Origin of the sequence: Paracoccus angustae (genome assembly GCF_042648745.1) — a bacterium.
Lineage (GTDB): Bacteria > Pseudomonadota > Alphaproteobacteria > Rhodobacterales > Rhodobacteraceae > Paracoccus > Paracoccus angustae.
The window spans coordinates 17,323-35,003 of record NZ_JBHRXY010000002.1; the positions used below are offsets into that span (position 1 = coordinate 17,323).

Below are 17,681 nucleotides of genomic sequence, written 5' to 3' on the forward strand. Positions count from 1 at the left end.
GGCAGCGTTTTCCCACCCGCGCGATCCGGTTCCGCCAAGGATCCGGCCACCCCGGATCCATGCCCGGGCCCGGCAGGGTTCGTGGAAACGGCGCCGCGCGGCGAAGGCGACGGCCTTGGCCGCCCTTAGCCGTCCTTCGGCTTCTGCCGGTTCTTGTGCTTGGACAAGGCGCCCGACTGGTTGATCTTCTTTGCCTTGTCCTTGAAGGGATTGTCGCCGCCCTGGTCGCGGAAGAACAGCCGGATCGGCGTGCCGGGCATGTCGAAATCCTGCCGCAGCCCGTTGACCAGATACCGCTGATAGCTGTCGGGCAGCTTGTCGGTATGCGTGGCCTTGACGATGAACGCGGGCGGGCGGGTCTTCACCTGCGTCATGTAGCGCAGCCGGATCCGGCGGCCGCCCGGCGCGGGGGGCGGGTGGCTTTCGGTCATCGCGCCCAGCCACTGGTTCAGCCGCGCGGTCGAGATGCGGCGGTTCCAGACCTCGTGCGCCTTCAGGATCGCGGCGTGCAGCCGGTCCAGTCCCTTGCCGGTGCGCGCGGAAACCGTGACCAGGGGCGCGCCCTTCAATTGCGGCAGCAGCTTTTCGAAATTCGCGCGCAACTCGTTCAGCTTCTGGGGCTTGTCGTCCTCAAGATCCCACTTGTTCGCGGCGACAACGACCGCACGGCCCTCGGTTTCCGCGAAGTCGGCGATGCGCAGATCCTGCTGCTCGAAGGGAATGGCCACGTCCAGAAGGACCACCACCACCTCGGCAAAGCGGACCGCGCGCAACCCGTCGGCCACGGAAAGCTTTTCCACCTTGTCCGTGACCTTGGCGCGCTTGCGCATCCCCGCCGTGTCGAAGATGCGCATGGGCGTGCCCATGAAGGTGGTCGAAACGCTGATCGAATCGCGGGTGATCCCGGCCTCGGGTCCGGTCAGCAGGCGGTCCTCGCCGATGATCTTGTTGATCAGCGTGGACTTGCCCGCATTGGGCCGCCCGATCACCGCCAGTTGCAGGGGACGCGCGGCGGATGGACGCCAATCCTCGGCTCCTTCGCCGGTTTCGGCGTCCTCCTCGGACAGGTCGATGTCGGTTTCGGCGGCAACGGGCGTGGGGCGCTCGGCCTCGATCCGGTCGGCCAAGGGGGCAAGGGCGCGATAAAGGTCGTCCATCCCCTCGCCATGCTCGGCGCTGATGCGCAGCGGCTCGCCAAGGCCCAGGCCCCAGGCCTCCATCGCGCCGGATTCGCCGGCCCGGCCCTCGGCCTTGTTGGCGGCGACGATGACATGCTTGGCGCGGCGGCGCAGGATCTCGGCGAAGTACTCGTCGGCGGCCGTCACGCCCGCGCGGGCGTCGATCACGAACAGGCAGATGTCGGCCTCGTCGACCGCGCGTTCGGTCAGGCGGCGCATCCGGCCTTGCAGGCTGTCGTCCTCGGCCATTTCCAGGCCCGCGCTGTCGATCACGACAAAGCGCAGGTCGCCCAGGCGGGCCGCGCCTTCGCGCAGGTCGCGGGTGACGCCGGGCCGGTCGTCGACCAGGGCCAGCTTTTTCCCCACAAGGCGGTTGAACAGGGTCGATTTGCCGACATTCGGCCGACCCACGATGGCAAGGGTAAAGGTCATCGGAACGCGTGAAGTTGGCCTGCGCGCGAGACGACATAGATCGTCTGGCCCGCGACGGCGGGGGCGGCGGCGGCACCGCCGGGGATCTGCGCCTGGCCGACCAGGGCGCCAGAGTTCGGATCGAACACCCGCATCACCCCGTCGCTCGACACGACGAACAGCCGTCCCCCGGCCAGCACCGGGCCGAAATGGGCATGGATCCGGTCCTGCCTGCGGACGCGTTCGGTGGTGTAATAGGGCAAGGGCACGCGCCAGATCACCCCGCCGCTTGCCGCGTCCAGCCGGATCAGCTCGGCCTGGTCGTTGACCGCGAAGACCGATCCGCCGGCCACGACCACCGGGCTGTTGGCGCCGTCCCTGGCGGACCAGGCCTCGATCCCGCTGTCCAGTTCCACGGCGTTGATGCGGCCCGAGGAGGTGCCGCCATAGACCACGTTGCCCGAGATCACCGGATCGCCGGTCACGTCGCGGATGTTGGCGACGGCGCGCCCGATGCGCATTCCGCCGATCTGCGCGGTCCACAGCGTCGCGCCGGTGTCCCGGTCGGCGGCCAGAAGCTGCCCCGACGCGAAGGGAAAGATCACTGTGCCGCCCCCCACCGCCGGAACAGAAACACCCATCACCCCCGCCGTCGAAGGCGTGCCCGAGGTCTGCCACAGCACCTTGCCGTCGGCGGCGCGCACCGCCCAGCCGATATCGTTGCGGCCCAGGACGTAAACCACGCCGTTCTGCACCGCGGGTCCGCCGCCGATCGGCGCATCCACCCGCTGGCGCCACAAGACGCGGCCCGACGCGGCATCAAGCGCGACCAGCTCGCCAAAGCCGCTGGTGGCGTAAACGCGCCCGGCCTCGTAGGCGAGGCCGCCGCCCGACACGCTGTCGCGGGTTTCCAGCGCCGGGGCGATGTCGCTGGTCCAGGCGGTCGCGCCGCCGGTCGTGGTGGCCGTCACCCGCGTGCGGCTGTCCAGGGTGAAGACCAGCCCGCCGCCCACCACCGGATCGGCGCTGATGCGGTGGCGCTTGTCGCCGCCCTGCCCGATGTTCGCGGTCCAGATGCGCGCGGTGCCCGCGCCCAGGGCCGGATGCCCCGGCTGGTGCGCGGCATTGCCCGCGCGGTGCGTCCATTCGCCGTTGACCGCGGGCGCGGCCAGCCGCAGCGCGGTCGAGGTGACGGGCGCCGGACCCTCGATGGCCGGGCCGTCGGGCGAGGTCACGGCCAGCGGGTCCAGACGCTGCCCGGGCAGGATCGTGTCCCTTTCGCCGCAGGCCGTCATGCCAAGCATGGCCGCCAGGGCCAGGGTCAGTCGCAGCGTGGCGGTCATTCCTCGCCTCTCCCTCGTGTTCTTCATTGGCCCGCGGGCGATCAGCCGGCGGGCATGCTGTCGGTCGCCTCGGGTTCGACGCCAAGGGCGATCATCATCTCGGACAGGCGCAGGCGCAAGGCTTCCGTCAGGCCGTCCTTTTGCTGGATCTGGCGGATCAGGTTCACGGCGTCGTCCGTCCGGCCCGCACCGACCAGGGCGACGGCCTTCTGTTCCAGGGCCAGCAGCTCGAACGGCGCGCCGGCGCGCGACAAGCGCGACAGGATCTCGTCGCGCCGCGCGGGATCCATGGTCTCGCCTTGCAGCATGACCAGCTTCAGTTCCGCCAGGTCGTGCAGCACCGTGCCCGCCGCCTGATCGCCCGCGACATCGCGCAGCGCCTCGGCCGCGGCCTCGTTTCCGGCCTGCTCGGACCAGGCGCCCGCCGCCAAGAGCGCGGCCAGCACGCGGCGGCCATCGGCGCCCTGCGGATCGACCTGCATGATCGCCGCCGGATCGCCCGAGGCCTCGGCGGCCAGGATCGCGTCGCCCCAGGCCTGCGCCCTCGCCTGATCGCGGGACTGGCTGTATTCGCGCCAGATCACGCCCGCGACGATGGCCAGGATCACAAGGCCCGCCACCCATCCCCACCGGCGGAACAGCCGGAACAGGCGTTCGCGGCGCAGGTCGTCGAAAACCTCGTCGATGAAATTGTCGTTCCCGTTGGCCATGCCCGTCTTCCGCAGCGTTTCTCGCGCCTTGTCTTATACCGGGGCGGCAGGGAAAGCCAATGCCGCCTTGCGCAAGGCAAAAGGCCCGGCGGTTCTGCGCGCCGGGCCTGTCGGGAATGTGAAGGGGATCACAGGCGCGAGGCGACGTTTTCCCAGTTCACCAGGTTGTTGAGGAAGTTTTCCAGGTATTTCGGACGCGCGTTGCGGAAGTCGATGTAATAGCTGTGTTCCCACACGTCGCAGCCCAGCAGCGCGGTCTGGCCGTGGCAAAGCGGGTTCACGCCGTTTTCGGTCTTGGTGACCTCCAGGCCGCCGTCGGCGTTCTTGACCAGCCACACCCAGCCGGAGCCGAACTGGCCCACGCCGTTTTCGGTGAACTTCTTCTTGAAGTCATCGACCGAGCCGAAGGATTCGGTGATCGCCTTTTCCAGTTCGGACGGCATCGCGCCGGGCTTCGGCGCCATCATTTCCCAGAACTGGGCATGGTTCCAGTGCTGGCTGGCGTTGTTGAAGATGCCGTTTTGCGCGACCGCGCCCTTCTGGTAGGTTCCCTTGACGATGTCCTCCAGCGGCTTGCCGTCCCATTCGGTGCCCGCGACCAGTTCGTTCAGCTTGTCCACATAGGCCTTGTGGTGCTTGTCGTGGTGGTATTCCAGCGTTTCCCTGGACATGCCGCCTTCGGCCAGCGCGTCATGCGCATAGGGAAGATCGGGAAGCGTGAAAGCCATTTTCTGTCCTTTCGTAAAGGGGTTAACCTTGGGCCCGACGCACGGTCCCGCATTTGCGGGGTAAACGCAAGGGGTCGGAGGCGGGTTCCTGCCGGGGGCGGTGGCCGGGGGCGCTTCGCCCCCCGGACCCCCCGAGGATACTTGCGCAAAGGTGAAGATCAGCGCGGCGCGAGACGGGTGCCGGGGAGGGCCGCGTTTTCCAGGATCAGGCGCAGGTAATCCGCCGTGGAGCGGAAGCCGATCAGGCGGAAGCCGCCGGGGACGCGCCACACCGCCGCCGCCGTCTGGGCGGCGCGGCTGCGGCGCAGGCCGTCGGGCGCAAGGTCGTCCAGATCGACGGGCATCAGCTTGGCGATCACGTCGCCCGCATCGCGGCCGGTCACGTCGAAGACCGCGCGCGCATCCGACACGTCCGCGACCAGCGCATGTTCGCCGGACAGGGCGCCGGTCAGCGTCGTCAGGGCATCGGCCGATTCCGCGCCCGGCAGAACCAGCAGCAGTTCGTCCGGCGACATCCAGCCCAGGGCGCGGCTGCCGTCCGTCACGATCCGGGTCATGGCGGGAACGGCGAGGCCCGCCGCCTCGGCAATGGCGTCGCCGGCGCGCGACAGGTCGGCCCGGATCGCGATCATGCCCAGGCCCTGGACGCGGGTGATGGTTGCAAGCGCCTCAGCCATTCAGACGGGTTCCTTCCTTGTCGTAAAAGACCGGATCCACGATCCGCGCCGTCATCATCCCGCCCCCCGGCATGGGGAAGTCCAGCAGTTGCCCCATGCGCGCCGGGCCGTGGCGCACCAGTCCCATGGCGATCGGGCGGTTCAGCGTCGGAGAATGATACGAGGAGGTGACCCGCCCCTGGGTCCTGCGCTGGCCATTGGCGTTCACCCCGGCTTCCACCGCATAGGCGCCGTCGGGCAGCACCCGCCCGTCGAGGCTTTCCAGCCCCACCAGCTGCCAGCGGCCCCCGTCCCTCATGTGACTGCGGGCCTGCGCGCGCTTGCCGATGTAGTCGGGCTTTTTCTTCGAGATCACCCAGTGCAGCCCCAGATCCTGCGGGATCACCGTGCCGTCGGTTTCGTCGCCGATCATGATGAAGCCCTTTTCGGCGCGCATGACATGCATCGCCTCGGTCCCGTAGGGGGTGATGTCCAGGTCGCGGCCCGCTTCGTGCAGCGTTTTCCACAGCTCCAGCCCGCGGTTCGCGGGCACGGCGATCTCATAGCTGAGCTCGCCCGAGAAGCTGATGCGGTAGACGCGGGCGGGGATGCCCGCCAGCTCGCCCTCGGCCCATTGCATGAAGGGCAACGCTTCCTGGCTCAGGTCGATGGTGCCGGGCAGGCGTTGCAGCAACTCGCGCGCCTTGGGTCCGGCGACGGCGATCTGGGCGTATTGCTCGGTCAGATTGGCGGTGTAGACCTGCCAGTCCCACCATTCGCATTGCAGCCAGTCCTCCATGTGGCCGTGGATGCGGTCGGCTCCGCCGGTGGTGGTGTGGCAAAGCCAGGTGTCGGCGGACAGACGCGCCACGACCCCGTCGTCTATCAGAAAGCCGTTCTCGTTGCACATCAGGCCGTAGCGGCATTTGCCGACCGGCAGCGTGGACATCATGTTGGTGTACATCATGTCCAGGAACCGCCCGGCATCCGGCCCCTTCACGACGATCTTGCCCAGGGTCGAGGCGTCGAGCGTGCCCACCGACTTGCGCACCGCGAGGATCTCGCGATTGACCGCCCCGTGCCGGTCCTCGCCCGCGCGGGGATAGCTGTAGGGGCGCCGCCAATGGCCCACGGGTTCGAAGGACGCCCCGTGGCGGGCGTGCCAGTCGTGGATGGGCGTCTTGCGCAGGGGCTGGAAGGCATCGCCCCTGGCCTCGGCCGCGATGGTGCCAAGGGTCAGGGGGGCGTAGGGCGGGCGGAAGGTGGTGGTGCCAGTCGCTTCCAGCGGCTGGTTCAGGGCCTTCGACAGCACCGCCAGTCCGTTGATGTTGCTGTTCTTGCCCTGGTCGGTCGCCATGCCCAGGGTGGTGTATCGCTTGGCGTGCTCGACCGAGGCATAGCCTTCGCGCGCGGCCAGTTCCACGTCCGTGACCTTCACGTCGTTCTGGAAATCCAGCCACATCTTGGCGCGCAGCCTGTAGGGCGCGCCTTGCGGCATGACCCAGACCGGCATCGTCGCGCTCTCGGCCCGTTCCAGGCCGCCCGCGCAGCGCAGATCGCCATTGGCGGCGCCCAGAACGGTCGCCATGGGTTTGCCGTCCGCGCCCAGGGGCGGGCGCGACGGGTCGGGGCGGAACATCGCCTCGGGCTCGTCCCAGGTCAGCTTGCCGCCGCAATGGCTGTACAGGTGGACGACCGGGGACCAGCCGCCCGACATCGCCACCACGTCGCAGTCGAGCGTTCCCGTCACGCGGCCGTCGCCCGCCTGGTCGCAGAGCGCAACGCCCTCGACATGGGCGCCGCCCTTGACCTTGGACACGGCCTTGCCGACCATCACCGGGATGCCCGCCGCGCGCGCCGCCTGGGGCAGGTCGCCCGCGGCCCGCGGCCGGGCGTCGATCACGGCCACGACCTCCAGCCCCGCCCCGTGCGCGGTCAGCGCCGTGCGATAAGCGTCGTCGTTGTTGGTGACCACCACGATCCTCTGGCCCGGCGCCACGCCGTAATCGGCGATGAAGTCGCGCGCGGCGGACGCCAGCATCACCCCCGGCACGTCGTTGCAGGCGAAGGACAGCGGACGTTCAAGCGCGCCGGTCGCCGTGATCACATGGCCCGCGCGGATGCGCCACAGCCTCTGGCGGGGAATGCCCTGGTTGGGGTCGTGATCGGCCAGGGCCTCGCGCGCCAGCAGATAGCCGTGGTCGTAAAGCCCCACAGCCATCGTGTTGCGGCGCAAGGTCACGTTGTCGCGCCCGCGCAGGTCGGCCAGCAGCGCGTCGATGGTGGCCTGGCCGCCGTCGTGGTCGGCGGGCGTGCGCCCGCCCCAATGGGGGTTCTGTTCCAGCACGATCACCCGGCCGCCCTTGTCGGCGGCGTCGCGCGCCGCCGTCAGCCCGGCGATGCCGCCGCCGACGACCACCACTTCGGCGAAACCGTAGGCTTGTTCATAGCGGTCCGGATCGGGATCGACGGGCGCGCGGCCAAGCCCCGCGCTGCGGCGGATGACCGGCTCGAACACGTGCTTCCAGAAGGGGCGCGGATGGATAAAGGTCTTGTAATAGAAGCCCGCCGACAGCAGCGGAGACAGCCAGTTGTTGATCGCGCCGACATCGGCGTCCAGCGAAGGCCAGCAGTTCTGGCTGCGCAACACCATGCCCGCGACAAGAACCGTGGTGCTGGCGCGCTGGTTCGGCTCGAACCGGCCGCCCTGGCCCAGGCCCAGCAGCGCGTTCGGCTCTTCGGCGCCGGACGCAATGGGGCCGCGCGGGCGGTGATACTTGAAGGACCGGCCCATCAGCATCTGGCCGTTGGCAAGCAGCGCGGATGCCAGCGTGTCGCCCTGCACGCCGCGCAGGTGGCGACCGTCGAAGCGGAAGGGAAGCTGAAAGGCGCGGTCGACCAGGCGGCCGCCCTTGGGCAAACGGAAGGGGGGCGTATGGCTCATCCGACCACCGCCTCGGATGCCTGGGGCCAGTCGGGCACCCATTCGGGCCGGGCCTGCCGGGCGTTCGCCACGATCTCGTCCGTGGCATGGGCGGTCTGGGCCTTGTAGGTGCCGTAAACCTGCATTGTGTGGGTGTCGCGGGCGGCCAGGAACCACTTGCCGCAGCCATAGGCATGGCGCCAGCGTTCGAAATGCACGCCCTTGAGGTTCTTGCGGGCGAACAGATAGGCCTCGAAGTCCTCGGCCGTGCCGTCCGGGCCGACGCGCTTCAGATGCGCCTCGCCTCCGGGGGACAGTTCGGTTTCCTCGGCTTTGACGCCGCAATAAGGGCAGAACAGGATCAGCATCGCGCTCTCGGACGGGTGGGAGTGGTGAACGGCGAAAACCACCCGGGCGGAAGCGCCGCGGGTGGCTGACGGGCGAAGGCCGGAGGCTGGATGCCCCCGGACCCCCGCGGATAATTCGGCGAAGACGCCCGCCGGCCAGCGCCGGCGCGGCGCGGATCAGTTGGCCGGAGCCGGGGTGCCGGTCGTGGTTCCGGGCGCGGCAGGCTCGACATCGACGGCGTCGTCGACGGCCGGGTCAGCGGCCGGGGCGGTCGTGGCCGCGTCGCCGGTCGTGGTCGCGTCGGCCGCGGGATCGTCGCCGCCCGACATGAAGAAGAACAGCAGCGCCACCACGACGACGATGGCTCCGATGATGATATACATGCGATTGCTGTTGGGTTCGGCCATTCTCGTCCCTTTCGATCCAACTTCAGGTAACCGGACAATGAGACCGGCGCCCCTTGGGTTCCGCGTAAATCCTGAACGCATTCAACCATGACTAATGCGCCACGCCCGCCGCGACCGATTCGTCGATAAAGCGCCCCTCGCGGAAGCGGTTCAGCCCGAAGGCGGCGGCCAGCGGGCCGGGCCTGCCCTGCGCCACAAGGTCCGCCATGGCCCAGCCCGATCCCGGAATGGCCTTGAAGCCGCCCGTGCCCCAGCCGCAGTTGACGAAGATGCCGCCCACCGGCGTCGTGGACAGGATGGGCGAGCGGTCGCCCGTCATGTCCACGATCCCGCCCCATTGGCGCAGCATCTTCAGGCGGGAAATCATCGGAAAGGTCTCGATCAGGGCGCGCACGGTTTCCTCGATATGGTGCCAGGAGCCGCGCTGCGTGAAGGCGTTGTAGCTGTCGGTGCCGCCGCCGATCACCATCTCGCCCTTGTCGGACTGGCTCATGTAGCCGTGGACGGTGTTGGCCATCACCACCACGTCCATGCAGGGCTTGACGGGTTCGCTGACCATCGCTTGCAGGGGAACGCTTTCGATGGGCAGGCGGAAACCCGCCATGGCGGCCAGTTGCGACGAATGACCCGCGACGACCAGCGCCAGCTTGTCGCAGCCGATGCGGCCCTTGGCGGTGCTGACGGCGCGGACCTGCCCGTTCTCGGTCTCGATCCCCGTGACCTCGCAGTTCTGGATGATGTGCATGCCCATGTCGGAACAGGCCCGCGCATAGCCCCAGGCCACCGCGTCGTGCCGCGCCGTGCCGCCGCGCGCCTGGTAAAGCCCGCCCAGCACCGGATAGCGCGGCCCGTCGATGTTGATGATCGGCACCAGTTCCTTGAGCCGCTTCGGCTCGATCCATTCGGTCGAAACGCCCTGGAGGTTGTTGGCATAGACCGTGCGCTTGTAGCCCCGGACCTCGTGTTCGGTCTGAGCCAGCATGATCAGCCCGCGCGGGCTGAACATCACGTTGTAGTTCAGATCCTGCGACAGGGTTTCGTAAAGCTTCAGCGCCTTGTCATAGATCGCCGCCGACGGATCCTGGAGGTAGTTCGACCGGATGATGGTGGTGTTGCGGCCGGTGTTGCCGCCGCCCAGCCAGCCCTTCTCGATCACCGCGACATCGGTGATGCCGTGGTTCTTGCCCAGGTAATAGGCCGTCGCAAGCCCGTGCCCGCCCGCGCCGACGATCACGACCTTGTAGCGGTCGCGCGGTTCCGGGCTGGTCCAGGCGCGGGTCCAGCCCTGGTGCTGGCGCAGCGCCTCGCGCGCGATGGCAAAGACGGAATAGCGGCTGGCACGCGCTGACGGCATCAGGAACCCCCGTTGGACTTGGCCGCAGAATGGCGGGATGATGCCGCAGGCTCAAGACGGCTTGCGGCGCGATCACGGCAAAATGCGACAGCCTGCCGCTTTCCGCCGAAGGGAAAGCGCCCTAAAGGTGGCCCAACCGGAGGGCTGGAATGTTCTGGATCATCTGCGCCGCCACCACGATCGTTGTCGGCCTTGCCATCATGGCGCCCCTGCTGCGGGGCGGGCGCGCGGCCGCCGAGCCTGCGGCGGCCTTCGACCTGCGGGTTTACCGCGACCAGCTGAAGGAAGTCGAGCGCGACCTGGAACGCGGCGTGATCGCCCCCGCCGAGGCCGAGCGCCTGCGCACCGAGATCGGGCGCAAGGTTCTGGACGCCGACCGCCGCCTGGCGCAGGCGGAACGTGGCGGCGCGGGCGGGCGCGGCCTGCTGGCGCTTGGGCTGCTGGCGGCGCTGTTCGCGGGGGCGGCTGCGCTTTACCTGCGCGAAGGCCAGCCGGGGCGCGACGATCTGCCCATCGCCAGGCGGATCGCCGATGCCCGGCAGGTTTATGAAAACCGCCCCAGCCAGGCCGAGGCCGAGGCCAAGGCCCCCGCCCCCGCGGTTCCCGAAGTCCCCGCCGATTTCGCCGCCCTGATCGGCCAATTGCGCGAGGCGGTGGCCCGGAACCCCGACGACCCGCAGGGGCTGGCCCTGCTGGCCACGAACGAGATGCGGCTTGGCAACATGGCGGCCGCGCGCGAAGCGCAGCAACGGCTGGTCGATCTGCGCGGCGAGGATGCCTCGGCCGCCGAACTGGTGCGCCTGTCGGCCCTGATGATCGAGGCCGCGGGCGGCCTTGTCACCCCCGAGGCCGAGGCGGTGCTGGTCCGCGCCCTGCGCAAGGATCCCGCGCATCCGCAGGCCCGCTATCTTCTGGGCATCCTCCAGCTTCAGAACGACCGTCCCGACCGCGCCTTTCCGATCTGGCGCCGCCTGCTTGAGGAAGGCCCCGCCGACGCCCCCTGGATCGCGCCCATCCGCGCGGCCATCGCCGATCTGGCCTGGCTGGCGGGCCAGCCCGACTATGTGCCCCCCGCGCCCCTGCCCGGCCCCGATGCCGAGGCCATGGCCGCAGCCGGGGACATGTCGCCCGAAGAGCGTCGGCAGATGGTCGCGGGCATGGTCGCGCAGCTCGAAGCGCGGCTGGCAAGCCAGGGCGGCACCCCCGCCGAATGGGCGCGGCTGATCTCGTCCCTTGTGGTGATCGGCAACACGGACCAGGCCCGCGCAATCTGGACCGAGGCGCAGACCCGCTTTGCCGGTCGGCCCGAGGCGCTGGAAACCGTGCGGCAGGCCGCCGTCGAGGCGGGGCTGGTCCCATGATCCATCCCGAGATCGCGGATTTCGCGGCAAGCCTGCCCCCGGTCGGCGCCGTCGCCGGGCTGGATCTGGGCACCAAGACCATCGGCGTCGCGGTCAGCGACGGGCTGCGGCAGGTGGCCTCGCCCCTGACGGTGATCCGGCGGCAGAAGTTCACGCTGGACGCCGCCGAACTGCTGGCGATCGCGAAGGACCGCGCGCTGGTCGGGCTGGTGCTGGGCCTGCCGCGCAACATGGACGGCAGCGAAGGCCCCCGCGCGCAATCGACCCGCGCCTTCGCCCGCAATCTGGAGCGGCTGACGGATCTCTCCATCGGCTTCTGGGACGAACGCCTGTCCACGTTGGCCGCCGAGCGCGCGCTGCTGGAGGCCGACACGTCCCGCAAGCGGCGGGCCGAGGTCATCGACCAGGTGGCGGCGGGCTATATCCTGCAAGGCGCGCTGGACCGGTTGCGGTATCTGGACCGATGATCGAATCCCCCTGCATCCAGGTCTGCGTGATCGACCCCGCGTCCAGGCTTTGCACCGGCTGCCTGCGGACCCTGGACGAGATCGCCGCCTGGTCCGCCATGCCGCCGGAAACCCGCCGCCGGATCATGGCCGAGCTGCCCGCCCGCAAGCCGCGTCCCGGCTGACCCGCTTGCCGGGTGGCGGGCCATCTGCGATAGAGCGACCGACCCCGACCACGAGGCCGTTTCATGACCTTTCGCGCCCGCCACCTTCTGGGCATCGACCACCTGTCCCCGCCCGAGATCGTCGCCCTTCTGGATCTGGCCGAGGATTACGTGGCGCTCAACCGCCGCACGGTGAAGCACGCCGACGCGCTGGAGGGCATGACCCTCATCAACATGTTCTTCGAGAACTCGACCCGCACCCAGGCCAGTTTCGAACTGGCGGGCAAGCGGCTGGGCGCGGACGTGATGAACATGGCCGTGGCCCATTCGTCGGTGAAAAAAGGGGAAACCCTGATCGACACCGCGCTGACGCTGAACGCGATGCGGCCCGACCTGCTGGTGGTGCGCCACCCGAATTCGGGCGCGGTGAACCTGCTGGCCGAAAAGGTCAACTGCGCGGTCGTCAACGCGGGCGACGGGCGGCACGAGCATCCGACGCAGGCGCTGCTGGACGCGCTGACCATCCGCCGCGCCAAGGGCCGCCTGCACCGGCTGACGGTCGCCATCTGCGGCGACATCGCCAACAGCCGCGTGGCCCGCTCGAACCTGCTGCTTCTGGGCAAGATGGAAAACCGACTGCGCCTGATCGGCCCCGCCACGCTGATGCCCGCCGGGGCGGGTGAAATGGGCGTCGAACTCTACGAGGACATGCGCGAGGGTCTGAAAGGCGCCGACGTGGTGATGATGCTGCGGCTTCAGAAGGAACGCATGGACGGCGGCTTTATCCCGTCCGAGCGCGAATACTTCCACCGCTTCGGCCTGGACGCCGAAAAGCTGGCCGCTGCCGCCCCCGACGCCATCGTCATGCATCCGGGGCCGATGAACCGGGGCGTGGAAATCGACGGCACCATCGCCGACGACATCAACCGCAGCGTGATCCAGGACCAGGTGGAGATGGGCGTGGCGGTGCGCATGGCCGCGCTGGACCTGCTGGCGCGCAACCTGCGCGCCGAACGGGGCCGAGCGGCGGCGGGAGTTATGGTATGACCGCGACGCTGTTCGCCAACGCCCGCCTGATCGACCCCGAGGCGCAGACCGACGCGCCGGGCAGCCTGCTGGTCCGCGACGGCGTGATCGAGGGCATCGACGCGGATCCCCCCGAAAGCGCCGCCGTCATCGACTGCGGCGGCCGCGCCCTGGCGCCGGGGATCATCGACTGGGGCGTCAAGATCGGCGAGCCGGGCGAGCGGCACAAGGAATCCTTCCGCAGCGCGGGACTTGCGGCGGCGGCGGGGGGCGTGACCACCATTGTCGCCCGGCCCGACACCCTGCCGCCCATCGACACGCCCGAGTCGCTGGAATTCGTCACCCGCCGCGCCACGGACGCCGCCGTCAACATCCGCCACATGGCCGCCCTGACCAAGGCCCGCGAAGGGCGCGAGATGGTCGAGATCGGCTTTCTGACCGACGCGGGCGCTGTGGCCTTCACCGACGGCGTGCGGCAGGTGGCGGACACGCGGCTTTTGTCGCGTTGCATGACCTATGCGCGGGGCGTGGGCGCGCTGATCGTGGGGCATCCGCAGGATGCGGGCCTGTCGCGGGGGGCTGCGGCGACGGGCGGCAAGTTCGCCTCGATCTACGGCATTCCCGCCGTCTCGCCGGTGGCCGAGGTGATCGGGCTGGACCGCGACCTGGCCCTGGCCGCGATGACCGGCTGCCGCTGGCACGCGGACCAGATCACCACCGCCCGCGCCCTGCCCGCCCTGAAGCGGGCGCGCGACGCGGGCCTGGACGTGTCGGCGGGGATCTCGATCCACCACCTGACGCTGAACGAATACGACGTGGGCGATTACCGCACCTTTTTCCGCTTCACGCCGCCGCTGCGGTCCGAAGACGACCGGCTGGCGATGGTGCAGGCCGTGGCGGACGGGCTGATCGACGTGATCGCCAGCTTCCACACGCCCCAGGACGAGGAATCCAAGCGCCTGCCCTTTGAGGCCGCCGCCCCCGGCGCCGTCGGGCTGCAAACGCTGCTGCCCGCGGCGATGCGGCTGTATCACGGCGGCGGGCTGACGCTGCCGCAATTGTGGCGGGCGATGTCGCTGAACCCGGCCAAGCGCCTCGGCCTGCCCGGCGGGCGGCTGGCGGCCGGCGCGCCCGCCGACCTGGTGCTGTTCGACCCGGACGCCCCCTTTGTGCTGGACCGCTTCACGCTGCTGTCGAAATCGAAGAACACCCCCTTCGACGGCGCGCGGATGGAGGGCCGGGTCATCGGCACCTGGGTCGCAGGCCGCCGCGTGTTCGGGGGTGCGGCATGATCCTGTGGACGATCTTCGGCTATCTGCTGGGGTCCGTCCCCTTCGGGCTGGTCATTGCCCGCGCCCTGGGCCTGGGCGACCTGCGCAGCATCGGGTCGGGCAATATCGGCGCGACCAACGTCCTGCGGACCGGCAACAAGCCCGCCGCCCTGGCGACCCTGCTGCTGGACAGCGGCAAGGGCGCCATCGCCGTGCTGGTCGCGCGCCAGTTCGGCGGCGAGGGGGCGGCGGTGCTGGCGGGGGGCGCGGCCTTTCTGGGCCATTGCTTTCCGGTCTGGCTGGGGTTCAAGGGCGGCAAGGGGGTCGCGACCTTTCTGGGCACGCTGATCGCGCTGCACTGGCCGCTGGGGCTGATCGCCTGCGCGATCTGGCTGCTGACCGCCCTGATCAGCCGCATCAGCAGCCTGTCGGCGCTGCTGGCGGCGGCGCTGTCGCCCGTCTTCGCCTGGGGCCTGGGCCGGCCGGACCTGATCGCCGTCAGCCTGTTCATGGCGGTGCTGATCCTTGTCCGCCACCGCGCCAACATCGCCCGCCTGCTGGACGGGTCCGAGCCCCGGATCGGGAAAAAGGGTTAACGCTCGGCCACCAGGATCCGGCCGACGGGACGCGCCGGGCGGGTCGGAGCGGGTTCGGGCTGCGGCTCGGCCACGACCTCGCGCAGGGGCGGCTGGCTGAAGACGCGCGCCGGGGCCGCGACGGGCGCGGCCATGCCCTGCCCCGCAAGGCGGCGCAGCGCATCCGCCCCCCGCCGCGCCGAGATCGCCAGCGAGATCAGCGCCAGGCAGGCGCCCGACAGCAGGATCAGCGTCACAATCCCCAGCAGGCCCACGAAGATCGGCAAGGGCGGCAATCCCTCGGCCTGGCCGACCTGGCCGACGATCGCGCCGATCAAGGCCACGACGCCCACCGCGAAGACCGCGCCCACGGTCCGCTGCACCCACACCATCGCATCCGTCTTCATCGACTGCCCCTTTCCGCTTTTCCCTTGCCCTGCCACCGGCAGGAAATCCGCGCAAGGGGACGGGCGGTCATATTGTCGTGCGCCTATCGGCCCGATCAAGCGGCGCGGCCATTCGCCGCGCTTGCCAAACGCTCCGTTTCGACCATCATGCGATAAACAAATGTCTGTCGTTTTCCCTGTCCGCCGGTGAATCGCCATGTGCCAAGCCTGTTTCCAGCCAGACCCCGTTTCCGGCAGCCTGCGTTTCTGCCACTGCGGCAGCCCGGAAACCCTGGCGATCATGCGCCGGATCGAGGCAGACATTTCCCGCCGCCAGATGCTGGGCGGGATGGCGGCGGTGGTGGGCATGTTCGCGGGCTTCGGCCTTGCCCCGCGCGGGGCAAAGGCCCAGACCCCAGCAAGGCCCATCCTGCTGACCAACCTTCGCCTGTTCGACGGCGAAAACCTGTCCCTGCGCGACGGCGTGGGCATCCTGATCGACAATGGCCGGATCGCCGCCCTGCCCGCCCCCGGCCAAGGCCCCGGGGACGCGCAGGTGATCGACTGCGGCGGACGCGCCGTCGTTCCCGGCCTGATCGACACGCATTGGCACGCGACGCTGGCATCCGTCAGCCAGGTCGTGGCGATGACCCAGGACATCGGCTTCCTGCACCTGATGGCGGGGCAAGAGGCCGGGGCCACGCTGATGCGCGGCTTCACCACCGTGCGCGACGTGGGCGGCCCGGCCTTCGGGCTGAAGGCGGCGGTGGATCGCGGCGTGGTCACGGGGCCGCGCATCTTTCCGGCGGGGGCGATCATCTCGCAAACCTCGGGGCACGGGGATTTCCGGTTCGGGAACAGCCTGCCGATGATGCCCGGCGATCCGGCGGATTATGCCAGCCGGCAAGGCATGTCCGCGCTGGCCGATGGCGTTCCCGAGGTGCTGCGCCGCACCCGCGAGCAGCTGATGAAGGGCGCCAGCCAGATCAAGATCACGGCAGGGGGCGGCGTGGCGTCCCAATACGACCCGCTGGAATCGCTGCAATTCACGGAAGCCGAGATCCGCGCGGCGGTTGATGCGGCCTCCGACTGGGGCACCTATGTCTGCGCCCATGTCTATACCTCGCCCGGCATCCGGCGCTGCATCGCGGCCGGGGTGAAGTCCATCGAGCACGGGCAACTGGCCGACGAGGACACCGTGCGGCTGATGGCCGACAGCGACACCTGGTGGTCGATCCAGCCCTTTCTGGCGGACGAGGACGCGAACCAGTATGCCGACCCCAAGGCCGTGGCCGCGCAGCGCGCCGTGGCCGAGGGCACGGCGCGCGCCTTTGAATGGGCCGACAAGCACCGCGTCAACTGGGCCTTCGGCAGCGACATCCTGTATGGCGGCGGCGAAAGCCAGGGGCGGCAACTGGCCAAGCTTTCGCGCTTCATGTCGCCTTTGGCCGCGCTGCACCGCGCCACGGGGGCGGCGGGACGGCTGCTGGCGCTGTCGGGCGCGCGGGCACCTTACGACGGCAGGCTGGGGGTGATCGCGCAAGGCGCGCTTGCCGACCTGCTGGTGATCGACGGCGATCCCGAACAGGGGCTGGACTGGCTGGGGGACAAGGCCAACCTGCGGCTGATCATGAAGAACGGCCGCGTGTTCAAGGACGAACTTTCGGGGGATACGATATGATCAGGCTTGCCGCCCTCGCCATCCTGGGCGCGACCCCTGCCCTGGCGCAGGACTGGAACGCGCAGGTCACGCCCTATGTCTGGGCCTCGGGCCTGGGCGGGGATGTGACCCCCTTCACCGGCGCGCCCACGCTGTCCTTCGACAAGAGCTTTTCCGAGGTGCTGGAGGATCTGGACGCGGCCTTTTTCCTGTCCGGCTATGCCCGCAGGGATCGCTTCGTCGTTCTGGGCGATCTCAGCTATTCGGCCAGTTCCAAGTCGGGGCTGATCCCGCCCGGTCTTCCGGCTGAAGGCGAGGTGTCGCAGCGGTCCCTGACCCTGGCTGCGGGCTGGCGGGCCATCGACAACGGCGGGCTGGCTTTGGACGTGCTGGGAGGCGTGCGCGCCTGGAAGATCGAGGCCGAGATCCTGGTCGCGGGCGGGGCGATCAGCCGGTCGGGGGACAAGGATTTCGTGGATCCGATCATCGCCTTGCGGGCGAATTACACGCTGGCGCCCCGGTGGTCCGCCATCGCCTATATCGACCACGGCGTCACCGGGATGGGGTCTGAAAAGACCACGCAGGTGGTCGCCACGGTCAATTACCGGATGACCGAGCGGGCCTATGTCTCGGTGGGCTATCGGCGGCTGGACGTGGATTACCGCAGCGGCGGCACGCGGGTGGACGCCACCATGGCGGGTCCGCTGCTGGGCCTGACCTGGCGGTTCTGACCG

Annotated in this window: 18 protein-coding genes; 8 read left to right on the top strand and 10 right to left on the bottom strand. The window is 69.5% G+C overall.

Features of this window, described 5'->3' with window-relative positions; genetic code table 11:
- Nucleotides 1-125: 125 nt before the first annotated feature.
- From der to ACFOM8_RS03135, 9 genes are all read right to left on the bottom strand, one after another.
- The gene (gene der / locus ACFOM8_RS03095; protein ID WP_377759227.1) at nucleotides 126-1,610 is read right to left on the bottom strand and encodes a ribosome biogenesis GTPase Der; all 1,485 of its coding nucleotides are present in this window, start codon (nucleotides 1,608-1,610) and stop codon (nucleotides 126-128) included.
- Entirely contained in the window at nucleotides 1,607-2,932 is a 1,326-nt protein-coding gene (locus ACFOM8_RS03100; RefSeq protein ID WP_377759229.1) for a PQQ-like beta-propeller repeat protein, read from the bottom strand. The genes der and ACFOM8_RS03100 overlap by 4 nt, the downstream gene beginning before the upstream one ends.
- Nucleotides 2,933-2,973: 41 nt before the next feature.
- Complete coding sequence (locus ACFOM8_RS03105; RefSeq protein WP_377759230.1) at nucleotides 2,974-3,642, bottom strand: hypothetical protein; 669 nt, start codon at nucleotides 3,640-3,642, stop codon at nucleotides 2,974-2,976.
- 128 nt (nucleotides 3,643-3,770) lie between these two features.
- Entirely contained in the window at nucleotides 3,771-4,370 is a 600-nt protein-coding gene (locus tag ACFOM8_RS03110; RefSeq protein WP_377759232.1) for a superoxide dismutase, read from the bottom strand.
- Nucleotides 4,371-4,528: 158 nt separating this feature from the next.
- Nucleotides 4,529-5,047, bottom strand: a complete 519-nt coding sequence (locus ACFOM8_RS03115) for a sarcosine oxidase subunit gamma (protein WP_377759233.1) — start codon at nucleotides 5,045-5,047, stop codon at nucleotides 4,529-4,531.
- Entirely contained in the window at nucleotides 5,040-7,970 is a 2,931-nt protein-coding gene (locus ACFOM8_RS03120) for a sarcosine oxidase subunit alpha family protein (protein ID WP_377759235.1), read from the bottom strand. The genes ACFOM8_RS03115 and ACFOM8_RS03120 overlap by 8 nt, the downstream gene beginning before the upstream one ends.
- Nucleotides 7,967-8,317, bottom strand: a complete 351-nt coding sequence (locus ACFOM8_RS03125) for a sarcosine oxidase subunit delta (RefSeq protein WP_377760048.1) — start codon at nucleotides 8,315-8,317, stop codon at nucleotides 7,967-7,969. The genes ACFOM8_RS03120 and ACFOM8_RS03125 overlap by 4 nt, the downstream gene beginning before the upstream one ends.
- Nucleotides 8,318-8,473: 156 nt before the next feature.
- Nucleotides 8,474-8,704 carry a hypothetical protein gene (locus ACFOM8_RS03130; RefSeq protein WP_377759236.1) on the bottom strand — a complete coding sequence of 77 codons (231 nt, stop codon included), beginning with the start codon at nucleotides 8,702-8,704 and terminating at the stop codon, nucleotides 8,474-8,476.
- A gap of 91 nt (nucleotides 8,705-8,795) precedes the next feature.
- Nucleotides 8,796-10,058, bottom strand: a complete 1,263-nt coding sequence (locus ACFOM8_RS03135; protein ID WP_377759237.1) for a sarcosine oxidase subunit beta family protein — start codon at nucleotides 10,056-10,058, stop codon at nucleotides 8,796-8,798.
- Nucleotides 10,059-10,207: 149 nt separating this feature from the next.
- Between ACFOM8_RS03135 and ccmI the strand changes: the two genes are divergently transcribed.
- The 6 genes from ccmI (at nucleotide 10,208) to plsY (ending at nucleotide 14,922) form a co-directional block, all read left to right on the top strand.
- A complete protein-coding gene (ccmI, locus tag ACFOM8_RS03140) occupies nucleotides 10,208-11,419 on the top strand; it encodes a c-type cytochrome biogenesis protein CcmI (RefSeq protein ID WP_377759239.1) in 1,212 nt (403 codons plus the stop codon).
- Nucleotides 11,416-11,886 carry a Holliday junction resolvase RuvX gene (gene ruvX / locus ACFOM8_RS03145; protein ID WP_377759241.1) on the top strand — a complete coding sequence of 157 codons (471 nt, stop codon included), beginning with the start codon at nucleotides 11,416-11,418 and terminating at the stop codon, nucleotides 11,884-11,886. Before ccmI ends, ruvX begins: the two co-directional genes overlap by 4 nt.
- Nucleotides 11,883-12,050 (top strand): DUF1289 domain-containing protein, encoded by a 168-nt coding sequence (locus ACFOM8_RS03150; RefSeq protein ID WP_377759243.1) that lies wholly within the window; start codon nucleotides 11,883-11,885, stop codon nucleotides 12,048-12,050. Before ruvX ends, ACFOM8_RS03150 begins: the two co-directional genes overlap by 4 nt.
- A gap of 63 nt (nucleotides 12,051-12,113) precedes the next feature.
- On the top strand, nucleotides 12,114-13,076 hold the full coding sequence (locus ACFOM8_RS03155) for an aspartate carbamoyltransferase catalytic subunit (RefSeq protein ID WP_377759245.1): 963 nt from the start codon (nucleotides 12,114-12,116) through the stop codon (nucleotides 13,074-13,076).
- On the top strand, nucleotides 13,073-14,347 hold the full coding sequence (pyrC, locus tag ACFOM8_RS03160; RefSeq protein WP_377759247.1) for a dihydroorotase: 1,275 nt from the start codon (nucleotides 13,073-13,075) through the stop codon (nucleotides 14,345-14,347). Before ACFOM8_RS03155 ends, pyrC begins: the two co-directional genes overlap by 4 nt.
- Nucleotides 14,344-14,922, top strand: coding sequence for a glycerol-3-phosphate 1-O-acyltransferase PlsY (plsY, locus tag ACFOM8_RS03165; RefSeq protein WP_377759248.1), 579 nt, complete (start codon nucleotides 14,344-14,346; stop codon nucleotides 14,920-14,922). The genes pyrC and plsY overlap by 4 nt, the downstream gene beginning before the upstream one ends.
- On the opposite strand, the gene ACFOM8_RS03170 is transcribed toward plsY, so the two are convergent.
- Nucleotides 14,919-15,308, bottom strand: coding sequence for a hypothetical protein (locus tag ACFOM8_RS03170; protein WP_377759250.1), 390 nt, complete (start codon nucleotides 15,306-15,308; stop codon nucleotides 14,919-14,921). The two genes, plsY and ACFOM8_RS03170, sit on opposite strands and share 4 nt — an antisense overlap.
- Before the next feature lie 196 nt (nucleotides 15,309-15,504).
- Here ACFOM8_RS03170 and ACFOM8_RS03175 point away from each other — a divergent pair, with 196 nt between their 5' ends.
- Both ACFOM8_RS03175 and ACFOM8_RS03180 read left to right on the top strand, forming a co-directional pair.
- On the top strand, nucleotides 15,505-16,968 hold the full coding sequence (locus ACFOM8_RS03175; protein WP_377759252.1) for a metal-dependent hydrolase family protein: 1,464 nt from the start codon (nucleotides 15,505-15,507) through the stop codon (nucleotides 16,966-16,968).
- Complete coding sequence (locus ACFOM8_RS03180; RefSeq protein ID WP_377759254.1) at nucleotides 16,965-17,678, top strand: hypothetical protein; 714 nt, start codon at nucleotides 16,965-16,967, stop codon at nucleotides 17,676-17,678. Before ACFOM8_RS03175 ends, ACFOM8_RS03180 begins: the two co-directional genes overlap by 4 nt.
- The last annotated feature ends 3 nt before the right edge of the window (nucleotides 17,679-17,681 follow it).